16 protein-coding genes and 1 pseudogene are annotated in these 15,494 nt (G+C 64.6%); 5 read left to right on the forward strand and 12 right to left on the reverse strand.

All coding sequences use genetic code 11. The features are described from left to right. Positions 1–38 precede the first annotated feature (38 nt). Entirely contained in the window at positions 39–608 is a 570-nt protein-coding gene (locus CXQ91_RS13010) for a heme-degrading domain-containing protein (protein WP_308471404.1), read from the forward strand. A gap of 144 nt (positions 609–752) precedes the next feature. Here CXQ91_RS13010 and CXQ91_RS13015 read toward each other — a convergent pair whose 3' ends face one another. The 4 genes and pseudogenes from CXQ91_RS13015 to CXQ91_RS13030 all read right to left on the reverse strand — a co-directional run bounded on the left by CXQ91_RS13015 (position 753) and on the right by CXQ91_RS13030 (position 5,115). Next, positions 753–1,814 carry an NAD(P)-dependent alcohol dehydrogenase gene (locus tag CXQ91_RS13015; protein WP_104174355.1) on the reverse strand — a complete coding sequence of 354 codons (1,062 nt, stop codon included), beginning with the start codon at positions 1,812–1,814 and terminating at the stop codon, positions 753–755. A 32-nt stretch (positions 1,815–1,846) separates the two neighbouring features. Further along, the gene (locus CXQ91_RS13020; protein WP_104174329.1) at positions 1,847–2,776 is read right to left on the reverse strand and encodes a carbohydrate ABC transporter permease; all 930 of its coding nucleotides are present in this window, start codon (positions 2,774–2,776) and stop codon (positions 1,847–1,849) included. Then, a complete protein-coding gene (locus tag CXQ91_RS13025) occupies positions 2,773–3,741 on the reverse strand; it encodes a carbohydrate ABC transporter permease (RefSeq protein WP_104174356.1) in 969 nt (322 codons plus the stop codon). The genes CXQ91_RS13020 and CXQ91_RS13025 overlap by 4 nt, the downstream gene beginning before the upstream one ends. 26 nt (positions 3,742–3,767) lie before the next feature. Next, positions 3,768–5,115, reverse strand: a pseudogene (locus CXQ91_RS13030) (ABC transporter substrate-binding protein). A 276-nt stretch (positions 5,116–5,391) separates the two neighbouring features. Here CXQ91_RS13030 and CXQ91_RS13035 point away from each other — a divergent pair. Next, complete coding sequence (locus CXQ91_RS13035; RefSeq protein ID WP_104174330.1) at positions 5,392–6,315, forward strand: AraC family transcriptional regulator; 924 nt, start codon at positions 5,392–5,394, stop codon at positions 6,313–6,315. Between the two features lie 184 nt (positions 6,316–6,499). Here the strand turns inward: CXQ91_RS13035 and CXQ91_RS13040 are convergent, their stop codons facing one another. Beyond that, positions 6,500–7,756, reverse strand: coding sequence for an RNA polymerase sigma factor (locus CXQ91_RS13040; RefSeq protein WP_104174331.1), 1,257 nt, complete (start codon positions 7,754–7,756; stop codon positions 6,500–6,502). Positions 7,757–7,778: 22 nt separating this feature from the next. Further along, the gene (locus CXQ91_RS13045) at positions 7,779–8,198 is read right to left on the reverse strand and encodes a YciI family protein (protein ID WP_056626880.1); all 420 of its coding nucleotides are present in this window, start codon (positions 8,196–8,198) and stop codon (positions 7,779–7,781) included. 199 nt (positions 8,199–8,397) lie between these two features. On the opposite strand from CXQ91_RS13045, the gene CXQ91_RS13050 reads away from it, so the two are divergent. Both CXQ91_RS13050 and CXQ91_RS13055 read left to right on the forward strand, forming a co-directional pair. Then, positions 8,398–8,754, forward strand: a complete 357-nt coding sequence (locus CXQ91_RS13050) for a PEP-utilizing enzyme (RefSeq protein WP_258073962.1) — start codon at positions 8,398–8,400, stop codon at positions 8,752–8,754. Continuing rightward, a complete protein-coding gene (locus CXQ91_RS13055; RefSeq protein ID WP_104174333.1) occupies positions 8,754–9,356 on the forward strand; it encodes a hypothetical protein in 603 nt (200 codons plus the stop codon). Before CXQ91_RS13050 ends, CXQ91_RS13055 begins: the two co-directional genes overlap by 1 nt. Positions 9,357–9,387: 31 nt before the next feature. Here the strand turns inward: CXQ91_RS13055 and CXQ91_RS13060 are convergent, their stop codons facing one another. From CXQ91_RS13060 to CXQ91_RS13070, 3 genes are all read right to left on the reverse strand, one after another. Next, entirely contained in the window at positions 9,388–9,603 is a 216-nt protein-coding gene (locus tag CXQ91_RS13060; protein WP_104174334.1) for a transcriptional regulator, read from the reverse strand. 113 nt (positions 9,604–9,716) lie between these two features. Further along, a complete protein-coding gene (locus CXQ91_RS13065; protein WP_146072334.1) occupies positions 9,717–10,355 on the reverse strand; it encodes a hypothetical protein in 639 nt (212 codons plus the stop codon). A gap of 312 nt (positions 10,356–10,667) precedes the next feature. Then, entirely contained in the window at positions 10,668–11,327 is a 660-nt protein-coding gene (locus CXQ91_RS13070) for a cyclopropane-fatty-acyl-phospholipid synthase family protein (protein ID WP_104174357.1), read from the reverse strand. Positions 11,328–11,426: 99 nt separating this feature from the next. Here CXQ91_RS13070 and CXQ91_RS13075 point away from each other — a divergent pair, with 99 nt between their 5' ends. Further along, positions 11,427–12,017 carry a helix-turn-helix domain-containing protein gene (locus tag CXQ91_RS13075; RefSeq protein ID WP_104174336.1) on the forward strand — a complete coding sequence of 197 codons (591 nt, stop codon included), beginning with the start codon at positions 11,427–11,429 and terminating at the stop codon, positions 12,015–12,017. Between the two features lie 292 nt (positions 12,018–12,309). Here CXQ91_RS13075 and CXQ91_RS13080 read toward each other — a convergent pair whose 3' ends face one another. The 3 genes from CXQ91_RS13080 to CXQ91_RS13090 are packed head-to-tail and all read right to left on the reverse strand — an operon-like array spanning position 12,310 to position 15,390. Then, the gene (locus CXQ91_RS13080; RefSeq protein WP_104174337.1) at positions 12,310–13,065 is read right to left on the reverse strand and encodes a lytic transglycosylase domain-containing protein; all 756 of its coding nucleotides are present in this window, start codon (positions 13,063–13,065) and stop codon (positions 12,310–12,312) included. Between the two features lie 47 nt (positions 13,066–13,112). After that, complete coding sequence (gene cycA, locus CXQ91_RS13085; protein ID WP_104174338.1) at positions 13,113–14,567, reverse strand: D-serine/D-alanine/glycine transporter; 1,455 nt, start codon at positions 14,565–14,567, stop codon at positions 13,113–13,115. Continuing rightward, a complete protein-coding gene (locus tag CXQ91_RS13090; protein ID WP_104174339.1) occupies positions 14,557–15,390 on the reverse strand; it encodes a methylenetetrahydrofolate reductase in 834 nt (277 codons plus the stop codon). Before CXQ91_RS13090 ends, cycA begins: the two co-directional genes overlap by 11 nt. Between the last annotated feature and the right edge of the window lie 104 nt (positions 15,391–15,494).

Here is a 15,494-nt window from a genome sequence, read left to right on the forward strand (position 1 = left end):
CCCCTTCGGAAACCGACCGGACGGCCAACAGACAGGAAATGATCCATATGGTCCCCGAACCCGCCGCTCCTTCGGCCACAGCAGAGACAGAATTCGACCCGGACTCCCCCGATAAGCAGTCCGAGCCGGCGCTACGGTCGCTGATCGCACGCATCGAAGGTGAAGTCCGCACTTTACAGTTGGGCAGTTTCAGCCAATCCGACGCCCTCGCTCTTGGCCTGTTGCTGGTGGAGATGGCCACAGTGCGGAAGCTCCCGGTCGCCATCGACATCCGCCGGAACGAGCACATCCTCTTCCACGTCTCCCTGCCCGGCGCGACACCGGACAACGAAATCTGGGTGGCGAAAAAGAGCAGGACGGCGGAGCGGTATGCCGAACCGTCGCTTCTGGTCGGTCTCAAAGGCAGGCTCGGCGGGGGAACCTTGGAGGACAACGGCTGGTTCGACCAGACACGCTATGCGCCCCATGGCGGTGCCTTCCCGGTATACGTAAAAGGCACCGGGCAAGTAGCAACCGTGACAGTTTCCGGGTTGCCGCAGAAGGCCGATCACGAGTTCGTCGTGGAGGCACTCACGTCATTCGTTGGCGCCCAGGGCCGCCACGCCTAACAAGCCGAGTGGCGCAGGCTGCTTTGGCCGGCTTGACCCTCCAGCGCTTCAGCTCCAGAGTTCCCGACAGCCTGGACGGAGGCGGATGAGGCGTCTTTTGATGGCATGGCTGCTTCCTTGCAGTACTAATACTTCACTCGCTTTTCAGCGGCCCGGGTAGACCACTGCTTTCAGCTGCCCGGCCTGCTTGCCGGCTTTGAGTGCTTCTTCGGACTCGGCGAGGGCGAACTTGCCGGTCACCAGGATGTCCAGGTCCACCTTCCCGTCCGCGATGAGCTGGATGGCCAGCGGCCAGGTGTTCGTGTAGCGGAACACGCCGGAGAGCCAGATCTCCCGGTTCTGGATGAAGGAGACGGGGAGTTCGACGTCGTCCGCGCCCAGTCCCACGAGGATGACCCTGCCGGCGGGTCCGACGGCCTTGATCCCGGAACGGACCGCCTGAGGGGCGCCGGAGGCGTCAATGAACGCATCGACGTCGAGCCCTTCCGCACTGTCCGTCCTGGCGTTGAGCGCGTGTGTGGCTCCGTGTTCCAGGGCGAACGCGAGCCGGTCCTCGGCGATGTCCGTGATGTAAATTTCGGTGGCGCCGAAGGCACGCGCTGCTTGGGCGGCGATGATGCCGATGGGCCCGGCCCCTGCGATCAGGACCCTGCTGCCGGGCTTGATGTCGGCGCGCTCGCAGGCCCAGAGACCGACGGAGAGCGGTTCGATGAGGGCGGCGGCCTCGTCGCTGACGCTGTCGGGAATCTCGTAGGCGAAGTCGCTCTGGATGGTGACGTATTCGGCGAAGGCGCCGTCGATCGGCGGGGTGGCGTAGAACTCGATGTCCGGGCACAGATTGTAGCGGCCGGCCTTGCACTGCTTGCAGGTGCGGCAGGGACGCTGGGGTTCGACGGCGACCCGGTTGCCGATGCGGGCAGGGTCAACGGCGCTTCCGACGGCGGCGATCCGGCCGGAGAGTTCGTGGCCGAGGATCAGCGGGTGGTCCACCACGTAGTCGCCGATCCGGCCGTGCTCGTAATAGTGGACGTCACTGCCGCAGACGCCGACGGCGGCGACCTGGATCAGGACCTGGTCGGCGTCGAGCTGCGGCAGGGGCAGGGTCTCCATAACCATGTCACCCTGGCGTTTCAGGATGGAGGCGCGCATGGTGGTTGGCAGGTCGGCGGTGGCCAGGGGTGTGGACTGGGTGGTGGGTGTTGTCATCGGAGCGAACCTTTCGAAAGCAGCGGGCATGGTTACTTCACGGCGCCAAGGGAGAGGCCCTGGACGAGCTTGTCCTGGGCAGCGAAGCCGGCAAAGAGGACGGGGAGGGAGATCACGACGGCGGCCGCGCAGACTTTGGCGAGGAAGAGGCCCTGGCCCGAGACGAAGCCCGTCAGGAAGACCGGGGCGGTGCCTGCCACCACGCCCGTGAGGACACGGGCCAGGAGCAGTTCGTTCCAGCTGAAGATGAAGCAGATCAGGGCGGTCGCGGCGATGCCGGGCATCGCGACGGGGGCGATGATCTTGCGGAGCGTCAGGAGGAGGTTGGCGCCGTCGATCTGGGCGGCTTCCAGCATTTCGACCGGTACTTCGGCGAGGAATGACCGCATCATCCAGACCGCGATCGGGAGGTTCATGGACGTGTACATCAGGATCAGGAACCAGATGTTGTCCAGGGCTCCGACGGTCCTGGCAAAGAGGTAGAGCGGCAGGATCGCAGCCACCACCGGCATCATCTTGGTGGAGAGGAAGAAGAACATCACGTCCGTCCACTTCTTCACCGGCCGGATGGAAAGGGCGTACGTAGCGGGGATGGCCAGGACCAGCACCAGGACCGTGGACAGGATCGAAGCGGTGGCGGAGTTGATCATCGACGGCCACGGGCTCACGCCGGACGTTTCCCCGAAGAACTCCCTGTACGCGTCTAGGGTGAGGTTCGCGGCGATGGACGGCGGGTTCGTTGCTGCGTCGGTTTCCGAGTGGAAGGAGGTCAGGATCATCCACACGACGGGTGCGGCGAACAGCAGGGCCAGCAGCCAGGCGGCGAGTCCGGCGGCGGTGTTGTTGCGCGTGGGGTCCATGCGTGACTTGCCGCGCCGGAGTGGTCCGGTTGTCGAACTGGCACGTGATGTTGAACGGGCATGGCCCGACTTGCGTGGTGCGGCAGGAGTGAGCGTGCTCATCGTGCTGCCTCCTTCTTGAAGAGCGAAAAGACGGTGCGGAGTGCGAACGTGGCCACGATGATCGTGCCGATGACCACCACGACGCCGGCGGCGGACGCCAGGCCGTATTCATTGGCGAAGTAGAACGTCTGGTAGATGGCGTACGGCAGGTTGGCCGTGCCCAGTCCGCCGGCGGTAAGGGTGAAGACGGCGTCGAAGTTCTGCACGATGTAGATGGCTCCGAGCAGGCCGCCCAGCTCCAGGTACTGGCGCAGGTGCGGCAGCGTCAGGTGGCGGAAGATCGCCCAAGGCGTGGCGCCGTCCATCTGGGCCGCTTCCACGGTGTCCATCGGGCGGGACTGCAGGCCCGCTAGGAGGATGAGCATCATAAACGGCGTCCACTGCCAGACCAGCGAAACGATGACGGCCATCATCGGTGCCTGGGACAACAGGTCCAGCTGGGGCGCCGTAGCGCTGCCGAAGAGGGACCAGACCCAGGTCAGGATGCCGTTGATCAGCCCGTACGTGGGGTTGAGCAGTGCGTGCTTCCAGATGAGGGCCGCGGCCACGGGCACCACCAGGAATGGCGCGATCAGCAGGGTCCGGGCCAGTCCTCGGCCGATGAACTTCTTGTCCAGCAGCAGGGCCAGGCCCAGGCCGATCAGCAGGCTGGCCAGCACCACGGAGACGGTGAGGAGGATGGTGGTGAAGATCGCCTGGCGCAGGTCCGGGTCCGTGAGGACCGTGAGGTAGTTCTCCAGGCCGGCGAAGGCGGTCCTGTCAGGGCTCAGGCTGTTCCAGTTCAGGAACGAGATGATCAGCGTCACCACGAACGGGAGCTGGGTGACGACGATAAGGAAGATCAGGGCAGGAAGCAGCGGTGCACGCCGCGCCCAGGCCAGGGCGCGTTCCCGCGACCGGTTGTCTCGTGAAGGTTTGGCTGCACTGCGTCCCGGGCGGGAGATGCGCGCCGTTGCGGTAGTCATGATGTTCTCCTGCGGTTCGGTCATTGCTACTTGTACTTATTGCCGATTTTTTGGGCGGCTTCCTGGCCCTTGGCCAGAGCGTCAGCCACGGTGCCCTGGCCGGCAATGGCGGCGCTGACGCCCTGGGAGACGTTGGTGCCCAAGGCAGCGAACTCGGGGATGCCCACAAACTGGATTCCGACGGCGGGTCGTTCCTGCGCGCCCGGATTCTTCGGGTCGGCGTTCTCGATGGCGAAGCGTTCGGCCTCGAAAAACGGTGCGGCCTTCTGGAATTCCGTGTTCTCGTAGGTCGAGATGCGCTTGCCGGAGGGAACCTTCGCCCAGCCCAGCTTTGACGCCACGAGTTGCTCGTATTCGCTCGAGCTCGCCCAGGCGATGAATTTTCCAGCTGCGTCCTGCTTCTTGGAGGCGGCCTGCAAGGCCCAGGACCAGGTCCACAGCCAGCCGGAGGACTTGGTTTCCTTGACCGGTGCCTGGGCATAGCCGATCTTCCCCTTCACCGGGGACGCTTCGGCTTCGAGGGCGCCGGCCGCCGAGGTGGCGTCGTACCACATGGCCACCTTGCTCTGGCTCATGTTGTTCAGGCACTCGGTGAACCCGGCCTGCGCGGCGCCTGCTTCACCGTGCTCGCGGACCAGTTTGGTGTAGAACTCGACAGCTGCGGTGAACTCCGGGGAGTTGACCTGGGCGTTCCAGTCCTTGTCGAACCAGGTCCCGCCGTACGTGTTCACCACGGTGGTCAGCGGCGCGAAGACCTGGCCCCAGCCCGGCTGGCCGCGGAGGCAGATGCCCTTCATGCCCGGAGCTGCGCCGTCGACCTTGGCGGCAATCTCAGCCACCTCATCCCAGGTGGGCTTCGCCGGCATGGTCAGGCCCTTGGCTTCCAGGATGTCCTTGCGGTACATCAGGAACGAGGACTCGCCGTAGAACGGTTCGCCGTAAAGCTTGCCGTCCGCACCGGTGAGGGATGCCGTGTAGGCGGGCAGGATGTCGTCCTGATCGAACGAGGGGTCCTGGGCCACGTTATCCAGCGGAGCGAGCCAGCCGTTCGCGGAATAGAAGGGGATCTCGTAGTTGGACAGCGACGCGACGTCGTACTGGCCGGCCTGGCTGGAGAACTCCTGGCTGATCTTTGCCCGGACGTCGTTCTCCGGCAGGATCGTGTAGTTGACCCTGATGCCGGTCTCCTTGGTGAAATTATCCGCGGTGAGCCGCTGCAGGTCCTCCATCTGGGGGTTTGTTCACCATCAGGACATTGATGCTTTTCGGGTCTCCGGCGGAATTGCCTCCGCCGGCACCTGCACAGGCCGAGGCGCTCAGCGCGACGCACAAAGCGCCGGCGGCCAGGGTCGCAGCACGCATTTTTGGGCGCATTAAGGACTCCTTTGTTCTTCAGGGGTGCACGGTCACCGGATTTCGACTGCTGCGTCGACTTACCGGACTGGGGTGAGGCAAGTGACCGGGAATTTCCGATGTTGCTCCGTTGATGTTCCTCAAGATTAGGCGGGAGGCATAGGTCACAACTAGCGCCGTGGTTGCCAATTTCTGATACTTATTTTCCGCACGCGTTGCCTGCGACAGGCGCTATTCTGGGGTAAAGCGCCGTGGGCGCTGTCCATATGTCATAACACCGATCCAGAGAGAACCACCATGACTGCCGCGGACCCCATCGACGGAGCAACCGCCAGACTGGCCGAAAGACTGCTGGGGATGCGCGCGAACCGGGAGGTCATCCCCCCCGACCCCAACCACTCAGTCCGGTGGAACCAACACGACTACCCCAGCCCGGTGGCACGGTGGAACTATCATCCCGAGTACGAGATCCACCTCATTCGGAAGGGCACCGGGAAATTCATCGTCGGAGACCACATCGGCACTTTTGAGGCCGGCCACGTGTCCATCGTCGGTTCGGGCCTCCCCCACGACTGGGTCAGCGACCTTGAACCCGGCGAAGTACTGAAGAACCGGGACGCCGTCATCCAGTTCGACGGCAAATGGGTCGAGCAGACCGCAGCCCTCGTCCCCGAGATGGCCGAGGTTAAGCCCCTGCTGGAACAGTCGGCACGCGGTATCGAATTCCTGGGCCGTTCAGCCCGGACGGCAGCTGCATCCATTGAGGCGATGGGCACCACCACCGGGCTGGAGCGGCTCCAACACCTGTTTGAGCTCTTTGGAATCCTGGCCAAGGCGCCGCAGGAAGAACGGCGCTTCCTAGCCGAGGAATGGTTCAGGCCGCAGTTGGACGGCCAGGCCGCCGCCGTGGTCGACATCATCCTGGAGTACGTCTTCAGCAACCACGCCGGGAATATCAAGATGTCCGAGGCCGCAGCCCTGGTGGGAATGGCGGAACCCACCTTCTCGAAGTACTTCAAGCGGGCCACCGGCCAGAACTTCAGCGACCTCGTCCGCAAACTCCGCCTGGCCCACGCCCGGCGTTTACTCGAGAGCAGCGACAAAGCCATTTCCGACATCTGCTACGAAGTCGGCTTCTCGAACCTGTCCAATTTCAACCGGCACTTCCTCAACGACACCGGTGAAACTCCCCGAAACTACCGCCAGCGGGCTCAGAACTGACCTTCCGGGAAGCGCTCCGATGTCGCACCGTCCGGAAGCCGGGCACGTGCGGGCCACCTGGATCATTGGTATTGCTCCGGGGAGCCATGCGCCCAACACGGCCAGCGCACTGACCCAGGTTGTTGCCTGCCGTTTCAGGCCCGCATGGACGGGATGACAGGTTTGTCCGCCCCCTACGAAAACCCTACGCCGGCTTCTGAAGCCCGTCGATCTTGCGTTCCAGTGCTGCCCGCTCGGCCGCATTCGTGCAAAGGCCGACTGCCTCCTGTAGAGCCGATGTCGCCTCATCACGCCGGCCGAGCCTGCTCAGCATCTCGCCCCTCACGGCCGGCAACAGGTGCGAGCCGTTGAGTTCGCCGCTGGACACGATCGCGTCAACCAGTTCCAGCCCTGCTGCCGGACCCGAGGCCATGGCCACCGCCACCGCGCGGTTCAGTTCGACAATTGGCGACGGCGACAACCGGCCCAGCGCCTCGTAGAGGATGACGATCCGCTGCCAGTCCGTTTCCGCAACCGACCGTGCCACCGCGTGGCATTCGGCGATGGAAGCCTGCAGCCCGTAGGCTCCCAGCCCGCGGCCGGCCGCTGCCGCCGTCGAAAGCGCCCCGCGGCCGCGCCGAATCGCGGACTGGTCCCACCGCCGTCGGTCCTGGTCCTCCAGAAGGACAGGCCGTCCGGCCGAATCGAGCCTTGCCGGGAAACGCGCCGCAGTGAATTCCATCAGGGCCAGCAGGCCAAAAACCTCAGGCTCGGGGGCCAGCCGCACCAGCACACGGGCAAGACGGCGGGCTTCGCTGGCCAGGTCCGTTCGCATCCAGGAGTCGCCGCCGGACGCGAAGGAGCCTTCCGTGAAGATCAGATAGACCACCTGGAGGACGGAGCCGAGCCTTTCCGGTCTCTCGTGCGGTTCAGGGACGGCGAAGGGAACGTGGGCGGCGGCCAGTGTCTTCTTGGCACGGGTGATGCGTGCCTGGATGGTGGGCACGGGGACCAGAAACGCCTTGGCGATCTCGTCGGTGCCCATGCCGCCCACAACGCGCAGCGTCAGCGCGATCCGCGCTTCCTTGGACAGCACCGGATGGCAGGAGATGAACATCAGGGCCAGCACGTCGTCGTCGATCGCGGCGGGATCGAACAGGGAATCCGCGCCCGGCGCGTCCTCGGCGAGGTCCGCGGCCAGGAGCGCGTACTTTTCGTCCCGGGCGGCACGGCGCCGGAACGTATCGATCGCACGACGCCGGCCGGTGGTCAGCAGCCAACCCACCGGTTCGGCGGGGACGCCGTTCACCGACCAGGAGACCAGGGCCTCGGCCAACGCTTCCTGTGCGAGGTCCTCGGCCAGCGGGAAATCGCCCGTATAGCGGGCAAGGGCGCCGACGATGCGGGCGGACTCAATGCGCCACACCGCTTCGACGGCGGCCCTTGCCTCGTTGCTGCTCACTGGCGGATCTAAGCCGGCCGGTTCAGAGCTGGCCGGTCTGCTCGCGCCAGGCGCGTTCCTTCTGGATCCATTCGTTGTCCTGCGGGAACTCGTCGATCGAAGGTACCCGGCGGATTTCCGTTTTGGTTCCAGCCGTCATGGGTGCGCGTTTGGCCCACTCGATGGCTTCCTGCTTCGAGGCGACATCCAGGATGTAGTAGCCGCCGAACAGCTCCTTGGTTTCGCCGTAGGGCCCGTCGGTGACCACCGGGGTTTCGCCGGTGAAGTCCACTACGACGCCCTCTTTCGGATCGTCAAGGCCCTCGGCTGCCAGGAGGACTCCGGCGCGGATGAGTTCATCATTGAACTTACCCATGGTCTCGAGCATTTCGTTGAAGTCGGCCTTCTCAAGGTTGGCGTACGACTCGTCGGTTCCACGCATGATCAACATGTACTTTGCCATTTCAATCTCCTAGGTTTTGGAAGGTCGCCCTTCGACCTTCTCACCCATAGGTCGAACGGCGCGAGGGCCGATCGACACCGGCCCGGAAAATTCTTTGCCTACAGCAGCGTGGCCTGACGTCGAGGCTGGGTAGACTGCGGTGCGGAAGCGGCCGGCTGACATGGAAGTTACATCTGGCGCCCGAACGGGAAAGGAACGAATGGACATCTCAAGCGACGTCCTCACTGGTACGGGGGTGAGCCCGGGTACTGCATGCGGCACTGCACGGACTGTTCACAACATCGACGAGTTCTCCGCTGTGAGGCCTGGCGACGTCCTGGTCTGCCGCACCACTGATCCGGCCTGGCCACCCCTCTTCGCGGTGGCCTGCGCAATCATCACGGAAACAGGGGGAATGCTTTCGCATGCGGCCATCGTTGCCCGCGAGTACGGCATCCCGGCCGTTCTGGGCGTAACCGACGCCCTGACCCGCATCACAACCGGAACAACCCTCGTGGTGGACGGAACTTACGGAACCGTCCGCGAGAAACCTGTGACTACCGGAACAACTTCGTGATGAGCCCGCAGCAGCGATCCATGCTGCTCACGCTCCACGCAGTGAGGCTGCTCGGATTCGCCGGCACCGAACCGATTGCCGAGCGGTTCGGACAGGATCCGCCCGACGTCGAACGTTGCCTTATCGACGCAGGTGCCAACGGGTGGGCACTGCGCTCCGCCTTCGGGGGAACCCGGGGGTGGTCCCTGACTCTCGCCGGAAGGGCTGAAAACGAACGGCTGCTGGCAGCGGAGCTGAACACTGCGGCCGGTCGTACAGCCGTCTCCGGCGTGCACTCGGATTTTGCGTCCTTGAACACTGTTGTTGTAACGGCCTGCAGCAAGATCCAGCTGCAGCGGCTCACCGACGAGCCTCGGCCGGAGGGGATTGACGAGCAGACGCGCCAAACCTTGGCTCAGGCCCTGACGTCCCTGCGCGGCTTGGAAGCCCGCCTGACCGCGGTGCTGCCGCGGTTCAGCGGCTACGCCAACCGCCTCGAGCTGGCCCTCACAAACGCTGCGACAGAGCAAGCCTGGCTGACCGCCACAGACCGGGACTCCTTCCACCGCATCTGGTTCGAGCTGCACGAAGACCTCATCGCCACCCTCGGCATCCAAAGATGAGCAGCTAGTTGATGCTTCCTGATGGAGAACGTTATTGTTTTCCGTATTTGCGGTGGACAGCCTGCTTGCTGACCCCCAGGCACAACGCGATCGCCTCCCAGGACAGGCCTGCCTGCCGGGCCTTGCGGACCAACGAAGCTTCGGTGCGTCCGACTTCCTTCTGCAGTTCCGCCACGGCGTATAAGGCCTCAGCGGGACCCTTCCCGTCCATCGATGCCACCAGCGTTTTCATCCGCTCCACCTCCATGCGTCAACATTAGTTGACGCCGCCACAGCCGTCAACATTAGTTGACGACGGCCGCAGCAAGGCCATGGCATCCTCGGGGCCGTAGGCGCTCCTGTCGGCCTGGGCATGCTGAGCTACGTCGCTCTGGTCAACCTCATGTGAGCCCTGCTGACACTCGCCGTGCCGGCCAGGAACTCCAGATCCTCCAGAGCCAACGACATCCGCGCGGTCGTGGCGCACAGCGACTCCGCTGTCTCGGTCTGGTGTTCCTCCAACTCGCGGATGGCACTGGCCGGCATCCCGGCCGTTGCCGGAAGCGGCTGCGGTGCGGGGTGCGTGAGGTACTCGGCTAGCGACGCGAGGGCAGCCATCACCTTCACTTCCGCTTCACCCGCCGCGGCCCGGCCGGTCAACAGGGCCTTTCTGGCTTTCAGTACCCGCTGAATCAGCTCTGACGTGCGTTGAAGGTTTTCGCCCTCAACTTCCCCCAGATAGACAAGCCTGTCCCCATATTCAGCACCCACCTCTTGAGCCCTCACGAGCCAGCGCCGATACCGGCGGCCGCGGATCCTGGCCGTCACCATCCCCGCCAACGCGAACGCCGGCAACAGCCCAAACAGGTATACGTAGAACGCCCACTCAGGCAAGGTGTCCAGCCATCCCGGTGAAAACTCTGCCGGCAGGAAATTGACAACGATCAGCAGGGCCGCCATGGCCGCCGCCGTCTTCGTTCCCCAGTTCCATCCATTTTCATCGATTACCTGCTTGGTCATCCCGGCTGCTTCAGCGGCGGTGAGGCCGGCGTTAAGCATCGGGGCCACGGACGTTTCCCTGACTGGCGCACCCGGGTTCAGCGCGGCGTAGACGATGACGGGAGGCAAGGCCTCCTCTGAATGCCTAGATGCCATTTGAGCCCTTACGAAGCCGGTGGTGCACGGACCGCCAGGGCACACTTCCACGGCCCCGAACGTGAACTGATGGCCTGAGTCTAGTGACAGTGCAGGCCATTTGGCCCGCAACCCATGGTCGCAGTTCCCGTGTCACGGCGCGCGGACGTTAACGTCGTCAACGTAAACAACGGAGTGTCAAACATTCGCCTCTGCAACGAGCCGGGTGGCCCGCACAACGACGTCCTGCAGGGAAAAGGGCCGCCCACCGGGACCGAGGAGCTTACGGCTGTGCTCCCCTGCACTATCTATGCTCCATGCACCCGGCTCCAGGCACCCGGTGATGTCCGCGAGCGTGACGGTCGCCTCGGCGGGAGGGTGGTGTCCGTGCCCCATGGAGGCGGGGTTGTGCAGGTGCCCGATGATCAGCAGCGCTCCCCCTGGGGCCACCCATTCCGAGATGCGTTCGTAGAAGGCCAGTTGCGGCATCGCCGGGTGCGCGTAGTGCGTGGTCACGAGGTCGAACCGGCCTTCCGGTTCCCAGGAGGTGAGGTCCGCCTCGACCCAGGTCACTCTGTCGGACACGGACTCCCTTGTGGCGCGCTCGGTTGCCTGGGCGAGAGCCGCGGGGGAAATGTCGGCACCGGTGACCTGCCAGCCGTGCGAGGCCAGCCATGTTGCTTCAGCCCCTGTCCCGCATCCGGCATCCAGCGCGGTGCCCGGTGCGAGTCCGCTCGTTTCACGGGTCAGATGGGGGTTGGGGGCGATCACTTTCGGATCTGCAGGCGCTGCGTCGTGGGCCTGTTTCCAATGCCGTTCCCAGTAGTCCTTGTCGAACGCCTCTGCTGTCCCGGCCACGTCGAGATCCTTCCGTTCTGAAATGTACGCTTCACAGTCGATGGTGCCCAACGGGCCGGCGGCCGTGCAAGCAGTGTTGCTGAATGGCAAAATGGCGCCATGATCAACGACATCCACCACACACTCGACGCGGTCGGGCCGCGCCTCAAGCGCCTCCGACTCCGCCGGGACATCACGCTCACGGACCTCGCGGAGCAGACAGGCATCTCCGCCAGCACGCTGTCCCGGCTCGAAGCCGGCCTGCGGCGCCCCACCCTCGAGCAGTTGCTTCCTTTGGCCCGCGTGCACGGGGTCACTCTTGACGAACTCGTTGACGCGCCACCGACCGGTGACCCTCGCGTCAACTTGCGGCCCGTCGCCTGCGCAGACGGGTCGGTGGTCCTGCCACTCACACGCCGGCCAGGCGGAATTCAGGCCTACAAGTTCATCCTCCCCACGGGTGCTGACGAACAGGAGCCGCAACTGCGCACCCACGAAGGCTACGACTGGGCCTATGTCCTGAACGGCACCTTGCGCCTCGTTCTGGGTGAACACGACCTCATCCTCAAACCCGGCGAAGCTGCGGAGTTCGATACCCGCACCCCGCACTGGTTCGGTGCGACCAGTGCCGGTCCCGTCGAATACCTCAGCCTGATCGGCAAGCAGGGCCAACGCGCCCACGTCCGCGCAGCACCAAAACTGGATGAGTAGGGGTACGGATACATCCGTTCCGCGCGGGCGGGGGCTCGGGGCTTCGGACATACCCGCCTGAACTTCTCGGCAGGACCGGGCCTGCCTGCGCAGTTAGCGTTCGGGTCCGCCGCGTCCAAGCGGCGCTGCGCGGCGCCCCGGGTGAGGACAACGACGACGGCGAGGCCCTCCGCCGCGAGGAGCGTCACGCCCCACGTCATAACAGTCCCGTCAGGGTGGGTCCTTGACCCCCGGCTGCCGTTCGGGACTCCATTCGGTGATCCAGCGCCCTAGATTGAGGAGACCGGCGGAGTTAGCCGGTGGGGGCCGATTGTGCGTCGTACACGTTGGCCTGGTCGCGCACTTGGCGCACGTAGGAATCGGACTGGTTGTAGGAGAGTACGGCATCCGTCCACCCCTGGTCGGTGGTGAGGTCCCGGCCGCCGGCGCACAGGTATGCGGCGGCGCTGAGTGCGGCATCGTCGATGTTCAGCGGATCGGCTTCCCCGTCCCCGTTCCCGTCGCGCCCTGCCTGCTGCCAGGTCGAGGGAATGAACTGCATTGGTCCGACCGCGTGGTCCCAGACGGCGTCGCCGTCAAATGCACCGGAGTCCGTGTCAGCGATGGCTGCGAAACTGTCGCCGTTGAGGCTGGGTCCGATAATTGACCGGTTGGCCTGCCCGGCGGGAGTCAGGCTTCCGCCTCCGTGACTACCGTGGGCGGACTCGACGAAGCCGATGGCCGCCACAGTATTCCAGCCGATCCGGCACGTCGGCGCGTCGGCGTTGGCCCGTTCGGCTGCTGCCGTGTAGGCCCGGAGCGCTCTGGCAGGTATCCCCGTTTGCGCCGCGGACTGCTCCAGCCACTGCGCGTCGACCGGGCCCTGAGTGATTTCCACGGCAGGGGTGCTGATAGTGGACAGCATCGAGAGCTTGGCTCCTGATTGCGGGGGCGGGGACTGGACCCAAGGCGCTGCCGCGCCGGACGGATGGAGCACCCAGAAGAGGAGCCCGGTGACGACAGCGATGGTGAAAACGCAGAATACTGCGAGGCGTTTCAGGCGGAGCATGACGTAGCCTCGTTTCTGGTCTGCTTGTCACCTCAATGCAATTTACATCATGACGCCGTTTCTGATTCCTCGCGTTCCAGGTCCTGGCTGAGTTCGGCCTGGAACGTCGCATAGCGGGCCAGATGCGCAGGGCGCCGGCGCAGCAGGAACCAGGCGACACCGAGCAGAAGGAACCACGCCGGCGTCACCAGGAGCGCCAGCAGCGTATCCGGCTGCGTGGTCAGTGCCCACAGGACGAAGGCGAAGAAGGCGAAGACCACCCAGACCATGGGGATGCCGCCGGGCATCCGGTACTTCGAGGCATCATGCAGGTGCGGGCGGCGCCGGCGGAAGGCCAGGTAGCTGGCCAGGATGATGGACCACACGAAAACGAAGCAGACGGCAGAGACTGTGGTGACCATGTCGAAGGCCTTGCCGATGTCCTGTCCCGCATACATCAGCACCACGCCGGAGAGCAGCAGGACGCAGGAAAGGAACAGGGCGTTCTGCGGGACCTTGCGGCGGGACAGGCCGCTGAAGACCGACGGAGCGTCACCCTCCTGGGCCAGGCCGTACACCATGCGCGACGTGGAGTAGATCCCGGAGTTGGCCGAGGACATGGCCGAACTGAGCACCACCAGGTTCACCACGGTGGCGGCGGCGCCCAGGCCGGCCAGCGAGAACATGGCAATGAACGGGCTGTGGCCTGCCTGGAACTGGGTCCAGGGGGTGACCGACATCAGGATGATGAGGGCCCCGACGTAGAAGAGCAGCACGCGGATGGGGATGGAGTTGATGGCCTTGGGCAGGTTCTTCTCCGGATCCTTGGCTTCCGCGGCCGTGGTGCCCACCAGTTCAATGCCAACAAAGGCGAAGACCGCGATCTGGAATCCGGCCACAAACCCCATGAACTCGTTCGGGAAGAAGCCGCCATGGCTCCAGAGATTAGTGAACGAGGCGGGGCCGGCGTCGGACTGGAATCCGCTGAAAATCATAAACAGGCCCACCACGATCAGCGCCGCGATGGCGATGATCTTGATCAGCGCGAACCAGAACTCCGTCTCGCCGAACGCCTTCACCGTGGTGAGGTTAAGGAGCAGGAGGATGGCTATGGTGGCCAGTCCCGGGATCCACAGCGGCAGCGCCGGCCAGAGCTCCTTCGAGTAGCCGGCGATGGCGATGACGTCCGCAATTCCCGTGATCACCCAGCAGAACCAGTACGTCCAGCCGGTGAAGAACCCGGCCCACGGACCCAGGAGGTCTGCGGCGAAATCACTGAAGGACTTGTAGTTCAGGTTGGACAGCAGGAGTTCGCCCATGGCCCGCATCACGAAGAACAGCATGAAGCCGATGATCATGTAGACGAAGATGACGGACGGGCCGGCCGCTGAAATGGTTTTGCCTGACCCCATGAAGAGGCCTGTGCCGATAGCGCCGCCGATGGCGATCAGCTGGATGTGCCGGTTGCTGAGCTGCCGCTCAAGGTGTGGCGTTTCCTGGGTGCTTAGGGTCTTAGTTGTCACGTGCTGCTCCTCGAATCAATGCTGTCTGGAGTGCTGTTGAGGTTGTCGCCTGATCCAGTCCGCCGGGAACGGAGTCAAGGCTGTTGAAGCTGTAGAGATGGATGCCCGCGATGCTACCTGGATGGCTTTCCAGCCCGGACACCAGGGATTGTGGCGAATAGCGGTCACCGCTGAGGAGCTTGCGGGCCAACGGGCCCTTGCGGCTCAGGAACTTCAAGGAACTTCCGACGCCGATCTGCGAGGCAAGGGACACCAGCTTGGTCCGCGGGACGGACCCCGCCACCCCGGCCCAGACAGGCAGCCGGACGCCTTCCCGTCGCAGGAGCGCCGCGTAGTCATGGATCGCCGGCGCGGAGAAGCACATCTGCGTGACGACGTGCGAAGCCAGGTGCTGCTTGGCGAGCACGGCGTCGAGCAGGTCCATGGGGCCAACCAAGGGGTGACCCTCCGGGTAACCGGCGATCCCTGCCCGGATCGTCCCTCCGGAGTGCTGCGCGATGTCTTCCAGCACGGGAAGGGCGGAATCGTACGGGCCGGCCGGCTGCTTCCGGTCTCCGCCGATCACGAACACCTCGCCGATGCCGGCAACAGTGCAGTCGCGCAGTATTCCGGTGAGCTCGGCCCGCCCGTGCAGGCTCCGTGCCGCGAGATGCGGGATGACGGAGTAACCAAGCACGCCCAGCTGCACGGCGGCGCGCATGGTCCGCTCGATGCCGTGATGCGGCAGGCACGTGATGGTCAGGGCGGTGGTCAACGGCACTGCGGCCTGGATTTTGTCGACGATGCCCTCGGAAGGGATGATCTCAAGTCGTGTGGGGAACATGTTTGATCCTGTTCAGTGTCAGACGCCGGAGTGCGCTGCGATCAGGGAGCTGGCTTCCTGGCGGGTGGTGCCTGAGCTTTCGATGTGGGCGAGTTCTGCGGGGA

It is taken from the genome of Arthrobacter sp. Y81 (assembly GCF_002929335.1).
Classification (GTDB): domain Bacteria; phylum Actinomycetota; class Actinomycetes; order Actinomycetales; family Micrococcaceae; genus Arthrobacter.

What these genes read in the sequence shown, in the direction of transcription:
- CXQ91_RS13010 (WP_308471404.1), top strand. Translation starts at nt 39, where the DNA reads ATGATCCATATGGTCCCCGAACCCGCCGCTCCTTCGGCCACAGCAGAG.
- CXQ91_RS13015 (WP_104174355.1), bottom strand. Translation starts at nt 1,814, where the DNA reads ATGACAACACCCACCACCCAGTCCACACCCCTGGCCACCGCCGACCTG.
- CXQ91_RS13020 (WP_104174329.1), bottom strand. Translation starts at nt 2,776, where the DNA reads ATGAGCACGCTCACTCCTGCCGCACCACGCAAGTCGGGCCATGCCCGT.
- CXQ91_RS13025 (WP_104174356.1), bottom strand. Translation starts at nt 3,741, where the DNA reads ATGACTACCGCAACGGCGCGCATCTCCCGCCCGGGACGCAGTGCAGCC.
- CXQ91_RS13035 (WP_104174330.1), top strand. Translation starts at nt 5,392, where the DNA reads ATGACTGCCGCGGACCCCATCGACGGAGCAACCGCCAGACTGGCCGAA.
- CXQ91_RS13045 (WP_056626880.1), bottom strand. Translation starts at nt 8,198, where the DNA reads ATGGCAAAGTACATGTTGATCATGCGTGGAACCGACGAGTCGTACGCC.
- CXQ91_RS13050 (WP_258073962.1), top strand. Translation starts at nt 8,398, where the DNA reads ATGGACATCTCAAGCGACGTCCTCACTGGTACGGGGGTGAGCCCGGGT.
- CXQ91_RS13055 (WP_104174333.1), top strand. Translation starts at nt 8,754, where the DNA reads ATGAGCCCGCAGCAGCGATCCATGCTGCTCACGCTCCACGCAGTGAGG.
- CXQ91_RS13060 (WP_104174334.1), bottom strand. Translation starts at nt 9,603, where the DNA reads ATGGAGGTGGAGCGGATGAAAACGCTGGTGGCATCGATGGACGGGAAG.
- CXQ91_RS13065 (WP_146072334.1), bottom strand. Translation starts at nt 10,355, where the DNA reads ATGACCAAGCAGGTAATCGATGAAAATGGATGGAACTGGGGAACGAAG.
- CXQ91_RS13075 (WP_104174336.1), top strand. Translation starts at nt 11,427, where the DNA reads ATGATCAACGACATCCACCACACACTCGACGCGGTCGGGCCGCGCCTC.
- CXQ91_RS13080 (WP_104174337.1), bottom strand. Translation starts at nt 13,065, where the DNA reads ATGCTCCGCCTGAAACGCCTCGCAGTATTCTGCGTTTTCACCATCGCT.
- CXQ91_RS13090 (WP_104174339.1), bottom strand. Translation starts at nt 15,390, where the DNA reads ATGTTCCCCACACGACTTGAGATCATCCCTTCCGAGGGCATCGTCGAC.